General features: G+C 74.2%; 14 protein-coding genes and 1 pseudogene. 7 read left to right on the top strand and 8 right to left on the bottom strand.

Annotated features, from left to right (window positions below; all coding sequences use genetic code 11):
* Positions 1 to 88: 88 nt before the first annotated feature.
* Positions 89 to 970, bottom strand: a pseudogene (locus tag ACZ462_RS24680) (carotenoid oxygenase family protein); the annotation flags it as partial.
* A gap of 183 nt (positions 971 to 1153) precedes the next feature.
* Here ACZ462_RS24680 and ACZ462_RS24675 point away from each other — a divergent pair.
* A complete protein-coding gene (locus ACZ462_RS24675; protein WP_467808402.1) occupies positions 1154 to 2095 on the top strand; it encodes a GNAT family N-acetyltransferase in 942 nt (313 codons plus the stop codon).
* Between the two features lie 185 nt (positions 2096 to 2280).
* Here ACZ462_RS24675 and ACZ462_RS24670 read toward each other — a convergent pair whose 3' ends face one another.
* The gene (locus ACZ462_RS24670; RefSeq protein ID WP_467808404.1) at positions 2281 to 2472 is read right to left on the bottom strand and encodes a hypothetical protein; all 192 of its coding nucleotides are present in this window, start codon (positions 2470 to 2472) and stop codon (positions 2281 to 2283) included.
* 203 nt (positions 2473 to 2675) lie between these two features.
* Here ACZ462_RS24670 and ACZ462_RS24665 point away from each other — a divergent pair, with 203 nt between their 5' ends.
* The gene (locus ACZ462_RS24665) at positions 2676 to 4151 is read left to right on the top strand and encodes an aminotransferase class I/II-fold pyridoxal phosphate-dependent enzyme (protein WP_467808406.1); all 1476 of its coding nucleotides are present in this window, start codon (positions 2676 to 2678) and stop codon (positions 4149 to 4151) included.
* 153 nt (positions 4152 to 4304) lie between these two features.
* Positions 4305 to 5237, top strand: coding sequence for a SigB/SigF/SigG family RNA polymerase sigma factor (locus ACZ462_RS24660; RefSeq protein WP_467808407.1), 933 nt, complete (start codon positions 4305 to 4307; stop codon positions 5235 to 5237).
* A 209-nt stretch (positions 5238 to 5446) separates the two neighbouring features.
* Here ACZ462_RS24660 and ACZ462_RS24655 read toward each other — a convergent pair whose 3' ends face one another.
* From ACZ462_RS24655 to ACZ462_RS24640, 4 genes are all read right to left on the bottom strand, one after another.
* Positions 5447 to 5929, bottom strand: coding sequence for an ATP-binding protein (locus tag ACZ462_RS24655; RefSeq protein ID WP_467804178.1), 483 nt, complete (start codon positions 5927 to 5929; stop codon positions 5447 to 5449).
* A 115-nt stretch (positions 5930 to 6044) separates the two neighbouring features.
* Positions 6045 to 6437, bottom strand: a complete 393-nt coding sequence (locus tag ACZ462_RS24650) for an STAS domain-containing protein (protein ID WP_467804176.1) — start codon at positions 6435 to 6437, stop codon at positions 6045 to 6047.
* A gap of 211 nt (positions 6438 to 6648) precedes the next feature.
* Positions 6649 to 9168 (bottom strand): SpoIIE family protein phosphatase, encoded by a 2520-nt coding sequence (locus ACZ462_RS24645; RefSeq protein WP_467804175.1) that lies wholly within the window; start codon positions 9166 to 9168, stop codon positions 6649 to 6651.
* Positions 9169 to 9214: 46 nt separating this feature from the next.
* Positions 9215 to 13255: a HAMP domain-containing protein gene (locus ACZ462_RS24640; RefSeq protein WP_467804174.1), complete on the bottom strand. Its 4041-nt coding sequence runs from the start codon at positions 13253 to 13255 to the stop codon at positions 9215 to 9217.
* Positions 13256 to 13520: 265 nt separating this feature from the next.
* On the opposite strand from ACZ462_RS24640, the gene ACZ462_RS24635 reads away from it, so the two are divergent.
* Positions 13521 to 13817, top strand: coding sequence for a WhiB family transcriptional regulator (locus ACZ462_RS24635; RefSeq protein WP_467804172.1), 297 nt, complete (start codon positions 13521 to 13523; stop codon positions 13815 to 13817).
* A 130-nt stretch (positions 13818 to 13947) separates the two neighbouring features.
* Here the strand turns inward: ACZ462_RS24635 and ACZ462_RS24630 are convergent, their stop codons facing one another.
* Positions 13948 to 15555 (bottom strand): ADP-ribosyltransferase domain-containing protein, encoded by a 1608-nt coding sequence (locus ACZ462_RS24630; protein WP_467804171.1) that lies wholly within the window; start codon positions 15553 to 15555, stop codon positions 13948 to 13950.
* Positions 15556 to 15610: 55 nt separating this feature from the next.
* Positions 15611 to 16288 carry a macro domain-containing protein gene (locus tag ACZ462_RS24625; RefSeq protein ID WP_467804170.1) on the bottom strand — a complete coding sequence of 226 codons (678 nt, stop codon included), beginning with the start codon at positions 16286 to 16288 and terminating at the stop codon, positions 15611 to 15613.
* 162 nt (positions 16289 to 16450) lie between these two features.
* Between ACZ462_RS24625 and ACZ462_RS24620 the strand changes: the two genes are divergently transcribed.
* From ACZ462_RS24620 to ACZ462_RS24610, 3 genes are all read left to right on the top strand, one after another.
* On the top strand, positions 16451 to 16855 hold the full coding sequence (locus ACZ462_RS24620; protein ID WP_467804169.1) for a VOC family protein: 405 nt from the start codon (positions 16451 to 16453) through the stop codon (positions 16853 to 16855).
* Positions 16856 to 16971: 116 nt separating this feature from the next.
* The gene (locus ACZ462_RS24615) at positions 16972 to 17586 is read left to right on the top strand and encodes a hypothetical protein (RefSeq protein WP_467804167.1); all 615 of its coding nucleotides are present in this window, start codon (positions 16972 to 16974) and stop codon (positions 17584 to 17586) included.
* A 5-nt stretch (positions 17587 to 17591) separates the two neighbouring features.
* Complete coding sequence (locus tag ACZ462_RS24610; RefSeq protein WP_467804166.1) at positions 17592 to 18077, top strand: MSMEG_6728 family protein; 486 nt, start codon at positions 17592 to 17594, stop codon at positions 18075 to 18077.
* Positions 18078 to 18171 lie beyond the last annotated feature (94 nt).

Genomic DNA, 18171 nt, shown 5'->3' with positions numbered 1-18171 from the left:
GGGAGCGCGACGGCACTGGTCCGGGATGCCGAACCGGGGTGTACCCAGGTACACGGTGGCCGGCGGGCGGGCGCCGCCGGCCCGCCGTTCAGCCGCCGTCCGAGGGCAGCCAGCAGCCGTGCAGGCCCAGCGGGACCCGTACGGGGATCCGGGCGCGGGCCACCGGTCCGGACTCCGGGTCCTCGGCCGCGAAGACGAGGAACCAGCTCGTGCCGTCGGTGCGGTCGGTGGCGAAGGTCAGCCAGTACCCGCGCTCCTCGGACCCGCTGCCCGGCTCGGGCGCGAAGACCGGCTCGCCGACCGCGAGGCCGCCCGCCGGCCACACCCGCGACGCGCCGGTGGCGGTGTCGTACCAGCGCACCGCGTCGTACTCGCCCGGCAGCAGGTCCGCCCGGCCCGTCCCGGTGGCGAACGCGGCATAGCGGTGGGGCCGGCCGAGGAGCCGGTCGTCGATGCGCGGGAACTCCACCCGGCAGTCGTCCAGCAGCGTGCGGGACATGGTGCCGGAGCCCGGGTCGATGCGGGCGCGGGCCGGCCCGCCGGTCACCTCTCCCGCGCCGTCCCCGCCCGCCTCCCCGTCGCGGCCGCCCAGGGACAGCCGGCTCCACTCCACGTAGTCCAGGACGACCGCGGCGTCCGCCCCGCCGCCGTCGTCGTAGGCGTTGACGGTGTGCCACATCCAGAAGGCCTCGCCCTCCGCCCACCGCACCGGGCCGCCGTCCCGCGGCACCAGCGCCACGCGCGTGCCCCGCTCGGGCCGCCAGGCGAGGAAGGAGCCCCCGGCCGCGGCCGCGCGCAGGTCGAAGAAGGCGGGCGCGAGGACCAGGACCACGTACCGGCCGGTCAGCGCCATGTCGTGGATCATCACCGGCTCGTCCGCGCCGTCGACGGGCGTCGGCCCGCGGGTGACGGCGCCGTCGCGGCCGATGACCGACCAGGTCAGGTACGGGGGCTCCAGGGCGTAGCAGAAACGCGGACCGCCGGGGCGTGCCAGGCGCACGCGGCCGGAGCCGCGGAGACGCCCGGCCGGGCGTCTCCGATACCGGGGTGCGGACACCCGGCCCCCTCGGTGATCATGGAGCCTCGCGGCCGCGAACAGGCCGCGGCACCACCGTCCGCACACCGCGCCGACCGGCGCCCCCCGGGAGACCGCATGCCGTTCCGCTCCGCCGCCGAAGCCGACATCGACCGCGTCGCCGCGGTGGCCGTCGGAGACCCCGTCGGCTCGATCTCCGCCGACCGCTACCGCGACGAGCTCGCGCAGCGCATGTACCGGCCCGAGTGGTCCTGGATCGCCGAGGACGGCGACCGCATCGTCGGCCGTGCCCTGTGGTGGGGGCGGTCCGACAGCGAACACCCCATAGCCTTGGACTGCCTGCACGTGGACGCCTCCGTACCGGACCGGGCGGCCCTCGCCGCCGGCCTGGTCAAGGCGGGCGTGGCCGCCTTCGCGGCGCAGGGCGCGCCGGCACCCCCGCTGTACAACCTGGCGCTGCCCTCCGACTGGCGCGACCGGCCCGACGTCGCCGCCGCCGCGGCCTGGCGGGCCGCCGCCGCGCGCGCCGCGGGCCTGACCGACGAGGTGGAGCGGCTGCGCCTCGAATGGACCCCGGAGAGCCGGGTGGCGGAGCCCGCCGGGCGGCTCGTCTTCCACGAGGGCTCCGACGAGGAGTTCCTGGACGCGTTCCGGCGCGTCGCGGAGGGCAGCCTGGACGAGGAGACCCGCCGCGGCCTGGCCCGCGACGGGGCCGAGGCGACGGCGCGCGCCGACATGGACTTCTACCTCTCCTGCCCGGGGGAGCGCGCGTGGTGGCGCCTCGCCCGGACCCCCGCCGGCGAACTCGCCGGACTCGCCGTGCCGTCGGCGACCCCGTACCACCGCAACGTCGGCTACCTCGGCGTCGTGCCGGAGATGCGCGGCCGGGGCCACGTCGACGAGATCCTCGCCTGGATCACCCGGTTCCAGGCCGAGGCCGGCGCGGAGCGCATCACGGCCACCACGGACACGGGGAACGCGCCGATGGCGGCCGCCTTCGCCCGCGCCGGATACCGGACCGCGGAGATCCGCCTGATCCACTCGGCGCCGGCACGCTGACGGCGGCCCGCCGGATGCGGCGCCGCCCTCACACGGCGTTCAGGACCTGCGGCGCGCACCCCCGCGTGTCCTGCCGCGCGGGCAACCGCGCGTGCCGCCCGTAGGGGGTGCGGCTGCCCCACGGTTCGGCGATCCTGTCCCCCCGCGTCGCACGGGGGCTCCTGTCCTCGGCGCTCGCGGACGGCTCAGCCGGCCTCGGCGGCGGCCGCGCCGCCGGCGATCTGCTCCTGGGTGATCACCTGGATCTCGCCGGTCGCGTCGTTCCGGATGCGGTACACGGCGTGCGGGCCCTCGTCACGCACCTCCTGGATCCGCCCCCGCTGCGGCTCCTCCCGGCCGTCGCGGTAGACGACGCGGTCGTTCGGGGTGCACGGCATGGCTTCCTCCGGCAGTACGGGACGGCATCGGGCCGACCGCTGCCGCGCCTACCCGCCCGGCCTCACAGCACACCGCCGCCGCCCGAACGGCCCCCCTCCGGTTCGCCCGTGTTTCGCCCGGAAGCGCCGGGCAAGACGCGTGGGGAGCCCGCCGGCCGCACCGCCGCCGGGAACGGCCCGCACCACGACCACCGGGAGGAACCATGGACCATTCGCGTGCTCCGGTACTGGAAGCCCTGGAGGAGTTCCGGCGGCGCGGCGACGTCGTGTACGGCCCGCCCGGCCACAAGCAGGGCCGGGGAACCGACCCCCGGGTCGCGGAGGCGCTCGGCCTCGGCCTCTTCCGCTCCGACGTCCTGCTCCTCAACGGCCTGGACGACCGGCGCGAGTCCCGCGGCGTCCTCGACCGGGCGCAGGAGCTGATGGCCGACGCCGTCGGCGCCGAGCACGCCTTCTTCTCCACCTGCGGCAGCTCCCTGTCCGTGAAGACCGCCATGCTGGCCGCCGCCGGCCCCGGCGAGAAGCTCCTGCTCTCCCGGAACGCCCACAAGTCGGTGATCTCGGCCGTCGTCATCAACGGCGTCGAGCCGGTCTGGGTCCACCCGAAGTTCGACACCGAGCGCCACCTCGCCCACCCGCCCGAAGCGGACGACGTCCGCCGCCGCCTCAAGGAGCACCCCGACGCCAAGGGCATGCTCCTCATCACCCCCACCGACTGGGGCACCTGCGCCGACATCGACGCGGTCGCCCGCACCTGCCACGACGCAGACGTCCCGCTCATCGTCGACGAGGCCTGGGGCGCCCACCTGCCCTTCCACCCCGACCTGCCGCCCTGGGGCATGGACCACGGGGCGGACCTCGTCGTCACCAGCGTCCACAAGATGGGCGGTGCCATCGAGCAGAGCTCCGTCTTCCACCTCCAGTACGACCGGATCTCCCCCGAGGTGCTCGCCCAGCGCGAGGACCTGCTGGCCACCACCAGCGCCTCCACCCTCGTCTACGCCACCCTGGACGGCTGGCGGCGCCAGATGGCCGAGCAGGGCCGCGAACTGCTCGGGACGGCCCTGCGCCGCGTGCAGCGGATCCGCGCAGCCGTCCGCGACATCCCCGGACTGCGGCTCATGGACCGCGAGGTCGTCGACGAGGGGCTCGCCGCCGGCTTCGACCCCCTCAAACTCGTCATCGACGTCCGCGCGCTCGGCATCAGCGGCATGCAGGCCGCCGAATGGCTGCGCACCCACCGGCACGTCGACGTGGGCGGCTCCGACACCTGCCGCATCAGCGCGTCCATCACCCACGCCGACGACGACGCAACCGAGGAGACGCTGATCGCCGCACTCCGGGCCCTGGCCGACCACGCGGACTCCCTCGAACAGCAGCCGCCCGTCCACCTGCCCGCCCCCTCCGACCTGGAGCTGGAACAGGCCATGCTGCCAAGGGACGCGTTCTTCGCCCCGGCCGAGCACGTACCCGCCGAGCGGGCCGCGGGCCGGATCGCGGCCGAGCTGCTCAGCCCCTACCCGCCGGGCGTCCCCGCCGTCGCCCCGGGCGAGGTGATCACCGAGGAGATCGTCGACTACCTGCGCAGCGGCATCGCCCACGGCGTGATCGTCCCGGACGCGGCCGACTCCTCGCTGCGCACGATGCGTGTCGTCGCGGACACCCGGGCGGCCGGCTAGCGCCCCCCGGGAAGGCCCTCGGCGCCCCCAGGGGCGCCGGACATGGCGAAATCCGGCCCCCTCCGCGAGGAAAAGCGGAGCCGGACCGCTTACGGACGCGGATGCGGGGCAGTGGCGCGGAAAGCCGTCCGCCGTCAGCAGAAAGGGCCCACCATGCTTCGCTCCGCAGCAGTTGCCGAGTCCGTCCGCCCGGCCGACCTCGACGAGGCGGTACGGGGAGCGGACCCGGGAGCCGGAGGAACCGCAGGCTCCCTCGACCTGCTGCCGCCCCACACGCAGCCGCGCGAGATGGCGCCGGCCGACGCGCGCGAGCTGTCGAAGCTGTTCCTCGTCCGCCTCCGCTCCCTGGAGGAGGGCACCAGCGAGTACCAGTACGTGCGCGGCACCCTCATCGAGATGAACATCTCGCTGGTCCACTACGCCGCGCGCAGGTTCCGCAACCGCACCGGCCAGGGCCGGGTGGAGCTGGACGACATCGTGCAGGTCGGCACCATCGGGCTCATCAAGGCGATCGACCGGTTCGACCCGGACCGCGGCGTCGAGTTCACGACGCTCGCCCTGCCGTTCATCGTGGGCGAGATCAAGCGGTACTTCCGCGATGCCACCTGGGCCGTGCACGTGCCTCGGCGGCTCCAGGAGCTCCGCACCGAGATCGCCAAGAGCCAGGAGGCGCTCTCGGACCTCCTCGGCCGCTCCCCGACGGTCGCCGAGATCGCCGGCGACCTCGGCATCGGCGAGGAAGACGTGATCGAGGGCATGGTCGCCGCCAACGGCTACACCTCGGAGTCCCTCGACGCCGCCGCGGACTCCGAGGCGCAGCCCGGATCCGCCCGGCCCGGGCGCCGCACCCTCGCCGACACGCTCGGCGAGACCGACCCCGCCATGGAGCTCTTCGAGGACTTCACCACGCTCGCCCCGCTGCTCGCCCGCCTGGACGACCGCGACCGCCGCATCCTCGCCATGCGGTTCGGCAGCGAGATGACCCAGGCCGCGATCGGCGCCGAACTCGGCATATCGCAGATGCAGGTCTCCCGCCTGCTCTCGCGGATCCTCACCCGCCTGCGGGAGGGCATGCTCGCCTCCTGACCGCCTCCCGCGGGCCCCTCACAGCGCACCGGCGCGGTACACGGCGTACCGCGCCGGTGCGCTGCTCTGCGGGGGGGGGGGGGTACGGCGGCGCGCCGCGCCCGGCCGGGAGCTGCACGGTCATGCGAAAGGGCCGACGGGCGGAGTGCGCCCACCGGCCCGCCGCGTCCGCGGCAGCGTGCTCGTACCGTCTGACGGTCCTACAAGGCTCAGCGGCGGCCGGGCGCCAGCCGGGCGACGTCGAACTCCGCCCAGATCGTCTTGCCCATGCCGTGCCGTTCGGCGCCCCAGCGGTCGGAGGTCCGCTGGACTATGAACAGCCCGTGCCCGCCGGGCAGGGCCGGCTGGTGGGGGCGCCGCGGTGCCGGCAGCGCCGGGTCGCCGTCGCTCACCTCCACCCGCAGCCTGGAGGGCGTGGCGTCCAGGACCAGTTCCAGCGGGCCGCCCGCGTGCAGCATGGCGTTGGCGACGAGTTCGGCCACGACGAGGACGATGTCCTCCACCACCCCCTGGTCCACCCCGTACGAGGCCGCGGACCACGACCAGTCGTCGAGCGCCTGCGAGGTGAATCCGCGGGCGCGCGCCACCGGCTTGGGCAGTCCGGCCAGCGGCATGCGGCGTCGCTGGCCGCCCGGAGGCAGCATGCTCTCCTCGGGGCGGCCGTCGTCAAGGGTGCCCGGGCTGGTCGTCATGTGCGGGTACCCCTCCGAGTCAGGCGTGCCGTGATGGCCGTGTTTGCGGTTCGTCCGGTCGGATGCCCCGGCGCGCTCGGATTATGCCCCCCGGGTGCGCGGACGGACGGGCCGGTCATACGGCGAGGGCCGCGTCGACCGAGTCGTGAATGGAGAAGACGGCGCGCGCGCCGGTCAGTTCGAGCACGCGCATGACCGTCGGGGCGACCGCGGCCAGGCGGAAGTCGATGCCCGCCTCCAGGGCCGCCGAGCGCGTCCTGAGCAGCAGGTTCAGGCCGGACGAGTCGCAGAACCCGACCTCCTCGAGGTCGACCACGAGGACGGGCGGCCCCTGCCCGAGCAGCCCCGACAGGGACTCCTGCGCGGGTGCGAGCGTCTCGATGTCGAGGTCCCCCGCGACACGGCACACCGCTTCGCGGCCCTGCGTGTGGCGGACCTGCACCGTGAGCGGTGCCTCCTGCGGGTGTCCGGTCGTCATACCGGCTCCCTGCTTGTTCTCGGCTGGCATGGGTGTCGTTCCTCCAGAGAGTGCCCCTCGACTTTACGCAAGCCGCCCCCGCACGGCCAAGCCCCGGCCGCAGCCGGCTGACGGCAGGGGGCGTCGCGGGGCGCGGCCATACGGGTTCCTCCGGCGGGACGGTGGGCGTTCCGCCCCCGGATACCCCCGAACGGGCGAACGATGCGCGTCCGGGGCGGGAAGTTCGGAGAAGCGGCGGACGTCACTCGGTGCCGGGCCCTTCGCCGTTCTCCCGCTCCCGCACGAACACGCCGACGAGGCACGTGTCGTCGTCGGTGTCCGCGCGGCTGTAGCGCAGCAGGTGGTCCAGGTGGGCCTCCAGGTCCGTGGGGCGGCCGTCCCCGCCGCCCGCCTTCTCCGACAGCGCGATCAGATTGGTCAGCGACGCCTGGAGGGACTGGTCGCGGCGCTCGATCAGCCCGTCCGTGTACAGGACGAGCAGGTCGCCGGGCCGCAGCCGGATCTCGGTCTCCTCGTACTCGGCCTGGTCCAGAACGCCCAGGAGGATCCCGCCGAGTTGGGGCAGCGTCTCCGCCCGGCCGCCGCGCAGCAGGACGGGCGGCAGGTGGCCGGCGCGCGCCCAGCGCAGCCGCCGCGTGGCCGGGTCGTACAGCCCGCACACCGCGGTGGCGGTGAGGTTCTCGGTCAGCTGGTGGGTGATGCTGTTGAGCCACGTCAGCAGCTGCGCGGGGCCCGCGCCCGTCGCGGCGAGCCCGCGCAGGGCATTGCGCAGGGCCACCATGCCGGTCGCGGCCTCGATGCCGTGCCCGGCGACGTCCCCGACGCACAGCAGGATCTCCCCGGACGGCAGGGTGAGGGTGTCATACCAGTCGCCCCCCACGAGGTGGTCCTTCTCGGCGGGCCGGTACCGGACCGCGACGTGCAGGTCGTCCAGGTGCACGGGCCCGCGGACCGGTGGCATGATCGCCTGCTGGAGCTGGCGGGCGAGGCGGCTGCGCTCGGCGGCCTCCTGCTCCGTCTGCGCGAGCTGGTCGCGGGTGGCGGCCAGGGCCACCTCCGTCCAGTGCTGGGAGGAGATGTCCTGGTAGGCGCCGCGGACCACGCTGAGCCGGCTGTCGGGGTCGTGGACGGGCTCGGCCACCACCCGGATGTGGCGGGCGACGCCGTCGGGCCGCTGGAGGCGGAACGCCGTCGAGGCCGGCCGCCGGTGGTGCAGCAGGGTGCGCAGGAAGCGGCCGATGGTGTGCCGGTCGTCGGGGTGGGCGTGGTCGGCGAGCTGTTCCAGCGGGATGGGCAGCGCGGTGGGCGGCAGGCCGTGCAGCTCGTACACCGCCTCGTTCCAGGCGATCTGACGGGTGTGCAGGTTCTCCTCGAAGCCGCCGATGCGGCCGAGGCGCTGGGCGTGCTGGAGCAGCCGGGCGACGCGCGGCGTGCCGTCGTCGAGGCGCCACACCACCAGGAGGTGGCTGCCGTGCCGGCTGATGCTGACCTTGGCGCGGGTGCTCAGCGGCACCCCGCCGACCAGCGCGGAGAGCGTCATGCCCCCGGTCCGGAAGGGCTCCCCGGTGACGAAGACGTGCTCGGCGGCCTCCAGCAGCCCGCCGGCCTCCGCGGCGAGCGGGTACGCCTCCAGCAGCCGCGAGCCCACGATGGCGCTGGTGGGCCGCCCGGCGAAGTCCACGAACGAGGGATTGGCGTGCCGGATGGTGAACTGCAGCGGCACCTCGCCGCCCTCGGGCGCCACCTGCAGGACCAGGCAGGGGTCCAGCAGGCCGTCCGCGAGCGCCCGTACCCCGTCGAGCTGCGCGTCGTGGTGCTCGCGGCCCGCGGGGCCGCTGTCGGCCCACGTCTCCAGGGTCGCCGCGCACAGCTCGGCCAGCGCCTCGAACTGGCGCTGGAGCGGCTGGGACTGCTCGGGCAGCCGGTCGTTCCAGCACACCTCCAGCACACCGGTGAGCCGCCCGCCGATGCCCGCCGGCACGGCGAGGCGGCCGCCGCCGATCGCGTGCTGGCCGATCGAGGGCAGTCCGGCGTCCGCCAGCGCCGGATACGCGACGGGGGCCCGCCGGTCGAGGGCGCGCCGCGCCGGGGTCGGCACGCCCGGCGGCACGTGCCGCCAGCGGTGGGCCTCCTCGGCGCCGAATCCGGCGCTGCCGGCGAGCGACAGGGACTGGTCGGGGTGGGCGGCCCACACGGCGACCGCGGCGGCGCCCAGCGGCCGCAGCGCGTGCTCCAGCATCGAGCGGGCGACCGCCTCGGTGTCCCGCTCCGCGAGGGCGTGCGCCTCGGCGCTGCGCAGGCGGACGCCGACGGAGTCCGCGGCCGGCGCGGCGGCCGAGGCGGTGACGAAGTCCCGGGCGATCGCCGAGATCCGGTCCGAGGCGGCCTGGTTGACGAGGTCCGCGGCGAGGACGAGCGGCGTGACGCCGGCCTTCTCCGCGAGGTCGGCGAGCTGCGCCGAGGCCTCGGAGGGCCCGCAGTGCAGCCGCTCCACCAGCACCCCGACGGCCATCTCGACGAGCGCCCGCCCGGCGGCGTCGGCGTGCGCCTGCTCCAGCTCCCGCCGCAGCCGCTCCACGGTGCTCGCCAGACGGCCGACGGCGCTGCCCTCGGCGCCCTCCCGGGCCTGCGCCGCGGCGGACCCCGGAGCCGGTACGGCAGCCGCCGCGCTGTCCCGCTGCGCCCCGATCCGGATCGCGCCGGGGCTGGGCGAGGTCCTCGCGCGGCCGGCGCCGTCTCGCGGATCCTGGGACTGGTGCACTGCTCGACTCCTCGCGGTCCTTCGGTTGCTGTCGGCCGGCCCGGCGTCAGGAGGCCAGGTGCCGCTTGATCCGGCTGATCAGCTCGCCGGCGTCGACCGGCTTGGTGACGTAGTCGCTGGCGCCCGAGGCGAGGCTCTTCTCCCGGTCGCCGATCATCGCCTTGGCGGTGACGGCGATGATGGGCAGCCCGCTGTGCTCGGGCATGGAGCGGATCGCGGAGGTGGCGGCGTACCCGTCCATCTCCGGCATCATCACGTCCATCAGGATGACGTCGATGCCCGGGTGCGTGGCGAGGGCGTCGAGGGCGGCCCGGCCGTTCTCCGCCTGGAGCACCCGCATGCCGTGCAGTTCGAGGATCCCGGTGATCGCGTACAGGTTGCGGTCGTCGTCGTCGACGACGAGCGCGGTGCGGCCGGCCAGCGAGGGGTCGACCTCGGGGTCCCACGGCGAGCCGGTCTCCGTCCGGCGGGTGAGCGGCAGCACGTCGCCGGGCCGGTCCGCGCCCATGTGCAGGGCGATGCGCTCGCGCAGCTCGTCCAGCCCCGTGATCAGCTCCAGCAGGCCGGAGCCGTCCCGCTCGTGCAGCAGCCGGGCGTCGTGCGCCGCGGTGCCGCGGCTGCTGTGGGCCAGTACGGGCACGCCCTGGAGGGCAGGGTCCCGCTCCATCTCCTCCAGCAGGCCGACGGCCGCCCCGTCGGGCAGGTCCAGTTCGAGGACGACGCAGTGGCAGGGGCTGGTGGCCAGGGTGGCCGCGGCCTCCTGGGCGCCGACCGTGGTGATGATCTCCACCTCCCGGCGGCCCGCCGCGTCCGCGTGGTGCGGCAGGTCGCCGACGGCGTTCTCCGCCACCAGCGACAGCAGGCCCTTGGGGCGCGCCTCGACCACGAGGAGGCGGCGCGGCTGCAGCGGCGTCGGCGCGGAGGCCGGTTCCACCGCGGTCCGGCCCGCCTCCTGGGCGCCATGGTCCGGGCCGCCGGCCTCCAGCTCCCGGGGCGCTCCCGCGTCCACTGCGGCGACCTCGGCGAAGTCGGGCTGGGTGACCGGCAGGTAGAGGGTGAAGGTGCTGCCCTTGCCGAGGGTGCTCTCGGCGGTGATGGCACCGCCGAGGAGGTAGGCGATCTCGCGGCTGATGGACAGGCCGAGGCCCGTTCCGCCGTACTTGCGGCTGGTCGTCCCGTCGGCCTGCTGGAAGGCGCCGAAGACGGTCTCCAGGTGCTGCGGGGCGATGCCGATGCCGGTGTCCGTCACGCGGAACGCGAGGACCGGGCCGCTGCCGCGGCGCACGATCTCCGGGATGCGCGCCTCGTCGGCCGGCTCGATGTGCAGCCCGACACTGCCCTGCTCCGTGAACTTCACCGCGTTCGACAGCAGGTTGCGCAGGATCTGGCGGAGCCGGTAGTCGTCGGTGACCAGCTCGGACGGCACCTCCGGCGAGGTGTGCACGGTGAACGACAGGCTCTTCTGGCCGGTCATCGGCCGGAACGTCGCCTCGACGTAGTCGAGGAGCCTGGCGAGGGGGACCGTCTCCGGGGTGAGGTCCATCTTCCCCGCCTCCACCTTCGACAGGTCGAGGATGTCGTTGATGAGCTGGAGCAGGTCGGAGCCGGCGGAGTGGATGATGCCGGCGTACTCCACCTGCTTGGCCGTCAGGTTCCGCGTCGGGTTCTGCGCGAGCAGCTGCGCCAGGATCAGCAGGCTGTTGAGCGGGGTGCGCAGCTCGTGGCTCATGTTGGCCAGGAACTCCGACTTGTACGTGGAGGCCAGCGACAGCTGGTGCGCCCGCTCCTCCAGCTCCTGGCGGGCCTGCTCGATCTCCAGGTTCTTCGTCTCGATGTCGCGGTTCTGCGCCGCGAGCAGCTCCGCCTTCTCCTCCAGCTCGGCGTTGGAGGCCTGGAGCTCCTCCTGACGGGCCTGGAGCTCCTGCGAGCGGGCCTGCAGTTCGGCGGTCAGCCGCTGGGACTCGCCGAGGAGTTCGTCTGTCCGGGCGTTCGCGATGATCGTGTTGACGTTCACCCCGATCGCCTCCATCAGCTGGTTCAGGAAGTCGCGGTGGACCTGAGTGAACGGCCGCACCGAGGCCAGTTCGATCACGCCGAGGACCTGCCCCTCGACCACGATCGGCAGCACGATCAGCGACAGCGCCTCCGTCTGCCCGAGCCCGGAGGAGACGGCGAGGTAGCCCGCCGGGAGCGCGTCGACCGCGATGGGGCGCTTGCCGCGGGCGGCCTGCCCGACGAAGGACTCGCCGAGCCGGAACCGCGTCGGCCGCGTGCCGTCGGGGAAGGCGTACGAGCCGACGAGCTGCAGGACCGTGCCCTCGCGGCTCTCCTCCGCCAGGTAGAACGCGCCGCACTGCGCCGACACCAGCGGTGTCAGCTCGTCCATGATCGACTCGGCGACGAGCTTCAGGTCGCGCTGCCCCTGGAGCAGGGCCGAGATGCGGGCCAGGTTGGTCTTCAGCCAGTCCTGCTCCTCGTTCGCGCGGGTGGTCTCGCGCAGGGACTCCACCATGAAGTTGATGTTGTCCTTGAGGTCGGCCACCTCGCCCGAGGCGTCGACGGTGATGGAGCGGGTCAGGTCGCCGGCCGCGACGGCGCTGGTGACCTCGGCGATGGCGCGCACCTGGCGGGTGAGGTTCCCGGCCAGCTCGTTGACGTTCTCCGTGAGACGCTTCCAGGTGCCGGAGACGCCCTCCACCTCGGCCTGGCCCCCGAGCCGGCCCTCGCTGCCGACCTCGCGCGCCACGCGCGTCACCTCGGCGGCGAACGAACTGAGCTGGTCCACCATCGTGTTGATGGTGGTCTTGAGCTCCAGGATCTCGCCGCGCGCGTCCACGTCGATCTTGCGGGTGAGGTCGCCGTTCGCGACGGCCGTCGTGACCTGGGCGATGTTGCGCACCTGGCTGGTCAGGTTGTGCGCCATGAAGTTGACGTTGTCGGTGAGGTCCTTCCAGGTCCCCGCCACGTTCGGCACCCGGGCCTGGCCGCCGAGGATGCCCTCGGTGCCGACCTCGCGTGCGACGCGGGTCACCTCGTCGGCGAACGCCGACAGGGTGTCCACCATGGTGTTGATGACGCCCGCGAGGACCGCCACCTCGCCCTTGGCCTCGACCGTGATCTTCTGCGACAGGTCGCCCTTGGCCACGGCTGTCGCCACCTGCGCGATGGAGCGGACCTGCCCCGTCAGGTTGGAGGCCATCACGTTGACGTTGTCCGTGAGGTCCTTCCAGGTCCCCGAGACACCGCGGACGGTGGCCTGCCCGCCCAGGTTGCCGGCGGTGCCGACCTCGCGGGCGACGCGCGTCACCTCGTCGGCGAACGCCGACAGCTGGTCCACCATCGTGTTGATGGTGTCCTTCAGCTCCAGGATCTCGCCGCGCGCCGTCACCGTGATCTTCTGCGACAGGTCGCCCTCGGCGACGGCCGTCGCCACCTGGGCGATCGCCCTGACCTGGCTGGTCAGGTTGCCGGCCATGAAGTTCACCGAGTCGGTCAGGTCCCGCCAGGTGCCCGAGACGCCCTGGACGTCGGCCTGGCCGCCGAGGATGCCCTCGGTGCCGACCTCGCGGGCGACGCGCGTCACCTCGCCGGCGAACGAACTGAGCTGGTCCACCATCGTGTTGACGGTGTCCTTCAGCTCCAGGATCTCCCCGCGCGCGTCCACGGTGATCTTCTGGGAGAGGTCGCCCTTCGCGACGGCGGTGGCCACCTGCGCGATGTCGCGGACCTGGGTGGTGAGGTTCCCGGCCATCGCGTTGACGGAGTCGGTGAGGTCCTCCCAGGTGCCCGAGACGCCCGGCACCTGCGCCTGGCCGCCGAGCCGGCCCTCGGTGCCGACCTCGCGTGCGACGCGCGTCACCTCGGAGGTGAAGAGGGAGAGCTGGTCCACCATGCCGTTGAAGACCGTGGAGATCTCGCCGAGGAGCCCGTCGGCCTCGGCGGGCAGCCGGATCCCGAAGTCGCCGTCGCGTACGGCGGTGAGCCCGGCGAGCAGCAGCCGCAGCTCGGGCTCGCCCACCTGGGAGGGTCCGGTGACGGATCCCTGGGCCAGTTCCGCACCCTCGTCGGGCGGTGTCGCGCCAGCCATCAGAACGTCGCCTCCGTAGAACGCCGGGCCGTTGGCCGGCTGTCGATCCTGTGCGTCCCGCCCGCCCGGCGGCCACCGCCGACCGGACGCGTCAGGGCGCGGGCCCGTACCGAACGGGAGGCTACCCCACCCTCCGGGGGATGGGAAAAGCCCCGGATCACGCCCTGATTTCCCAGGTGCGGCCATGCATGGACGCGCCGGATCCGGTGATACGCGCAACACCGGGCGGCCATGGCGGCCGCCCTCCACCCGAAGGAGCAGCCCTGTGGCCGAGATCGCATCCCTGCCGGTGTCCGGATCGTTCGAGCAGCGGTGCGACCGGCCGCTGGACGGGGCGTGCCGGGGTGCGGAAGGCGGCGTCTTCGCCAGGGTCGCCCGTGAGCCGGCCGCGGTCACGCGGGCCCGCGAGGAGGCCGCGAAGGCCGTCTGCGGCGGCTGCCCCGTCCGCATCCCGTGCCGCCGCCAGGCCCTCGCCGCGCGGATCCCCCACGGGGTCCGGGGCGGGCTGACGGCGGACGAGCGCCACGTCCTGCTGGCGGCCGCCCCGCACCTGCCGGTCTGACCGGGCGCACGGGCCGGGCCCCGGCCGCGGTCACGGGCCGCCGCCGGCGGCGTGACCAGGAACACGGCGGCCCGGGCCGCAGGGCGGGGGAGCCCCCACCCGGCGCGACCACCGCACGACGCCTTCCCTCTCAGGAGACGAGGCTCTGTTCGTCGAGTTCCGTCAGCTTGACCGTGCACAGGCCGCCGCGTTCGGCCTTCACCGACGTCACCTTCAGCTGGGTGCCCGGAGCGAGGATGTACTCCTCCTCGCCGGTGAACGCCGAGAAGCTGCGGATGCCCACCGCCCGGGCGGGCGTGACCTCGAACAGCGTGCGCCTGCCGCGGCTTCCGAGGAACGCCCGCGCGACCCCCGGCTCCGACGTGCACGACGACACGCCCCACCAGGTCACCGTCCGGCCCGGCGGGTACTGCCCGCGCAGGTCCAGCGGCACGCCCCGCCACAGCGGCTCCGTACGGGCCGGAAGCCCGGACACCGCCGAGAACAGCAGCCGCAGGTACGGCAGGTAGGGCGCCACCCTGGAGCGGTCCGGGGAGCGCAGCGCCGCGTTGATCTCGCGGTAGAACGCCGACGGGCAGGTGTACAGGTACAGGGCGGCTATCGCGTCGGCGTCCAGCCCGCCGGCCGCCCCGTCGGCCCGCGCCTTGCCGAACTCGTACGACTGCTCCACGTGCCGGCCGAGGTTCGGCAGCAGCGAGGCGACGGGGCCGACGGCGTCCCGGAAGCCCATGAGGGGCGTGTCGAACACGCCTGTGACCGGCGGGAGGACGAGCCCCTCGTCCTTGACGCTCGCGAGCCGCTCCAGGTACAGCTGGTGCAGCTCCATCGTGGAGGCGATGAAGGCCCCCATCCGCGCGGCCGTGCCGTCGTCCGTGCCGCCGCCCGGCGCGCCCTCGTTCCACCCCTTGCTCGGCAGCCAGTCGACCGGCTCGGCGCCCAGCGACGCCAGCGCCTCGTTCACCACGGCGAAGTGGTCGCCCTCGCAGAAGACGTCGCCCTGTGCGGCCGGGTTGGGGTGGTCGATGTGCCGGACGTCCACGCCGGGGTACTTCTTCTGCAGCCGTGTGACGACCCGCTTCAGCGCGCGGGCGTGGGCGCCCCACCACGCGAACACGACGCCGCGGTCCTCCTCGTCGGCGTCCTGCTTGGCCTTGAGGATCTCCTCCACGATCCGCTCGGCGACCGGACGCCAGAACGCGGTGTGCCAGTCGGTCGGCTTCGCCCCGTCGCTGCTGGCGGTCATCGACGCGTTCAGCAGCAGCACGCCCTGCGTCAGCATCGCCTGGAACCACTCCGGCGGCTGGACGGTGTCCTTCTCCTTCAGCAGCGCCCGCACGTCGGCGATCGGCGTCTTCTTCGGTATCCCGTACTTCCACATCGCCGCCGCCTTGATGATGCAGCGGATGCTGACGACCCGGCCGAACTGGCTGTCCTTCCAGTCGTGGAAGGTGTTGTCGAACATGGCGATGCCGGTGGCGCTCTCCGGCCGCGGGTACGGGTTCTGCCCGAAGACGACGACCTTCCACTTGTGCGGCGGGTGCGGCTTGAGCGCCTGGAAGGTCAGTTCGCGGACGGGGACGATCTCCTGGCTGCGACCCTTGCCTATGTACGAAGCGGCATCGGGCTGGGCCTCGATGACGGGTTTCAGCAGCGGAAGCCACGGCTCACCGCCGCCCTTGAACAGCTCGGTGAGGCCCAGCGGGTCATGGGGGCCGGCAGGGGTGTTGGCGTCGCTCATGGGGGAGGGGCTCCCAGGGTTCGTACCGGACGGGGGAACGGCGGGGGTGTCGGTGTCAGTGGCGAAATCCAGGCCGCGCCGGCGGCACGATCCGCACCCGCGTCGTGGCGGGGGCGCTGTCGATGTCGGTGAGCTGCCCTGTGACGGTGCTGCGCAGGTCGTCCCAGGTGTCGAAGCAGTGGTCGTTGAAGAGCGTGTAGCCGGTCCACATCAGGTTGGCGCACACCTGCGCCGGGACCCGGCCGGTCTGCGCGCCCATCCCGACCAGCGCCACCGACCGGATGCTGCCGGGGCTGACCCGGTTCTGCCGGTGGACCGCCTGGAACGCGGCCGCGCACGCGAGGGCCACGTTCAGCGTGTGGCCGACGTTCTGCGAGGACTGCTCCATGGTGGGCGTGGAGATCAGGAACCGGGGCCTGTCCGCCCCCGACGGCACACAGACGGCGCTGCCGACGGGCAGGCTCCCCGCGAAGCCGTCCCGGATGGCGCGCTGCACGCGCAGCTGGATCCCGGCGCCGAGGTGCCGCTTGATGACGGCGTCGACCCCGCCGTCCATCCGGCCGCGGGAGTTGGTCGGGGTGACCCAGGCGTCGACGTCCTCGTCGAGGATCGAGCCCTGGCGGATCTCGATCTCCGGGGTGTCGGCGAACGCCGCCCGCCACGCCCGGACCACCTGCGCGTTGAGATCGGTCAGCACCACCCTGAGCGGCGGCTGCACACGGTTGACGGTCATGATGGCTCCTCGGGGAGAACGGCCCTTCCAACTCCCTCGAAACTACCTTCGGCCACTGACAACGGGCCCCCGCCGCGGCCCCGCTGACCTGCCGTCACGGCTCCGGCGGCGCTGCTCCGCACACCTGCGTGTGCATCCGCGCACCGCGGGCACACGCGGTCCATGACCGTGCAGAAGACACCCGTACTCGCCCTGGACTGCGCCGAACCCGAGGGCCTGGCGCGGTTCTACGCCGACCTGCTGGGCGGCGAGGTCCGGCCCGGCCCCGGCCCCGACGAGGTGGAGGTGACCGGCCCCGACGGCGTCAGGGTGGCGTGCCGCCGCGACCTCGGGTTCGCCCCGCCGAGCTGGCCCCGGCCGGAGGGCTCGCTCCAGGCGCACCTGCTCATCCGGGTCGCGGCCGCCGACCTCGACGAGGCCGAGCGGGAGGCGGTCTCCCTGGGGGCCCGCCCGGTGGCGACCGGCACCGAGGACGGGTTCCGGCCCGTCCGCCTCCTCTCCGACCCCGCCGGCCACTCGTTCGCCCTCACGGCGGTGGACCCGCCGGCCGGGCGCGACAGCGCGTAGGGCCGCGAGCGGATCACCGCCCGGCCAGGGCGCGGCACCGCGATGGCGCGCCCCCGCCGGGCCCGAGGCAGGCGGAGTACCAGCATGGGCCCCGCTCGCCGGGGTAGCCGCAAGAGGTGGCACGCGAACGGCTGGTGTTCGACGGATGGATCGCCGCCCTCGGGACGGCGTCCGGCACCCGAGTGGTCCTCGGCCACTGGCCCGGCTCGCCCTTCGGGCCGTTCAGCGACGTGATGCTGGAGGACGCCGGCGGGCGGCGGACCCTGCTCGCCCCCACCGCCGACACCGCCGCGTGCATCGCGGGCGTCTACCGCTTCGACGAGGTCCGCACCACCCCGGTCGCAGTGCGCGTCCGCGGCGCCCGCTGGGAGGTCGCCGCCGGGCCCCTGGACCTGCGGTTCTCCGTCGGCCGGCGCGGCCCCCTCGGCCTGGCGCTGCGCGCCGTCCCCCGGCCCCTCGCCCGCCGCCCCGCCTGGGCCGCACTCGCCGCCGGGCCCGCCCGCCTGCTGCCCGGCGTACGCACCCGCGGCAGCACGCGCCCCGGCTGCCGCCAGTGGTACGCGGCCTGCGACCTGCGCCGCATCGCCGGCGCCGCCGCGGCCCTCGACGGGAAGGACCTCGGGCCGCTGCGCCCCGTCCTGCCACCGGTGCGCTTCGGGTTCGGCTCGGCGCCGGCCACCCCGGCCCTCGTACGCGTCGTCTCCACCATCGAAACGCCGCAGAACGGATAGGACCCGTGCAGACCTTCCTCCCGTACCCCGGATTCGCCGAGTCCGCCGCCGCTCTGGACCCGAGGCGCCTCGGCAAGCAGCGGGTGGAAGCCCTCCAGGTCCTCCGCGGGCTCACACTGCCCGGCTACGGCTGGCGCCGGCATCCCGCGGTCCGCATGTGGGCCGGCTACGAGGAGGCCCTCGTCCGGTACGGGCTGGACGTGTGCGGGGTCTGGACCGCCGAGGGCCGCGGCGACACCTGCGCCGCCACGATGCTCGCCGACTTCCGGAACCGGCGCCCCGGCGCCGTGGTGCGCGAGCAGCGGCGGCTCGCGGCGGCCGGGGAGCTGCCGCCCTGGCTCGGCGACCCGGCGTTCCACCGCAGCCACCAGTCCGCCCTGGTCCGCAAGGCGCCGGAGGTGTACCGCGACCGCTTCCCGGGGGTACCCGACGACCTGCCCTACGTGTGGCCGAACTCCGACCGCGGCTCCGACACCGGCGCGCAGGGGTGAAGACGGTCCCATCATGACAGGTCAGAGACGGTTTTCGTAGGACGGAAGGCACAGTCGCCCGCCCTTGTCCTCGCCCCTGTACGGCTTTCAGAAT

It is taken from the genome of Streptomyces sp. NPDC031121 (genome assembly GCF_055570615.1).
The sequence above is the reverse complement of the archived record's forward strand: the minus strand, read 5'-3'. Positions and strand labels throughout refer to the sequence as shown.

Coding starts and splice junctions, on each gene's coding strand:
- ACZ462_RS24620 (WP_467804169.1), top strand. CDS start 16,451: ATGACCGTGCAGAAGACACCCGTACTCGCCCTGGACTGCGCCGAACCC.
- ACZ462_RS24675 (WP_467808402.1), top strand. CDS start 1,154: ATGCCGTTCCGCTCCGCCGCCGAAGCCGACATCGACCGCGTCGCCGCG.
- ACZ462_RS24665 (WP_467808406.1), top strand. CDS start 2,676: ATGGACCATTCGCGTGCTCCGGTACTGGAAGCCCTGGAGGAGTTCCGG.
- ACZ462_RS24625 (WP_467804170.1), bottom strand. CDS start 16,288: ATGACCGTCAACCGTGTGCAGCCGCCGCTCAGGGTGGTGCTGACCGAT.
- ACZ462_RS24655 (WP_467804178.1), bottom strand. CDS start 5,929: ATGACGACCAGCCCGGGCACCCTTGACGACGGCCGCCCCGAGGAGAGC.
- ACZ462_RS24660 (WP_467808407.1), top strand. CDS start 4,305: ATGCTTCGCTCCGCAGCAGTTGCCGAGTCCGTCCGCCCGGCCGACCTC.
- ACZ462_RS24670 (WP_467808404.1), bottom strand. CDS start 2,472: ATGCCGTGCACCCCGAACGACCGCGTCGTCTACCGCGACGGCCGGGAG.
- ACZ462_RS24650 (WP_467804176.1), bottom strand. CDS start 6,437: ATGCCAGCCGAGAACAAGCAGGGAGCCGGTATGACGACCGGACACCCG.
- ACZ462_RS24640 (WP_467804174.1), bottom strand. CDS start 13,255: ATGGCTGGCGCGACACCGCCCGACGAGGGTGCGGAACTGGCCCAGGGA.
- ACZ462_RS24630 (WP_467804171.1), bottom strand. CDS start 15,555: ATGAGCGACGCCAACACCCCTGCCGGCCCCCATGACCCGCTGGGCCTC.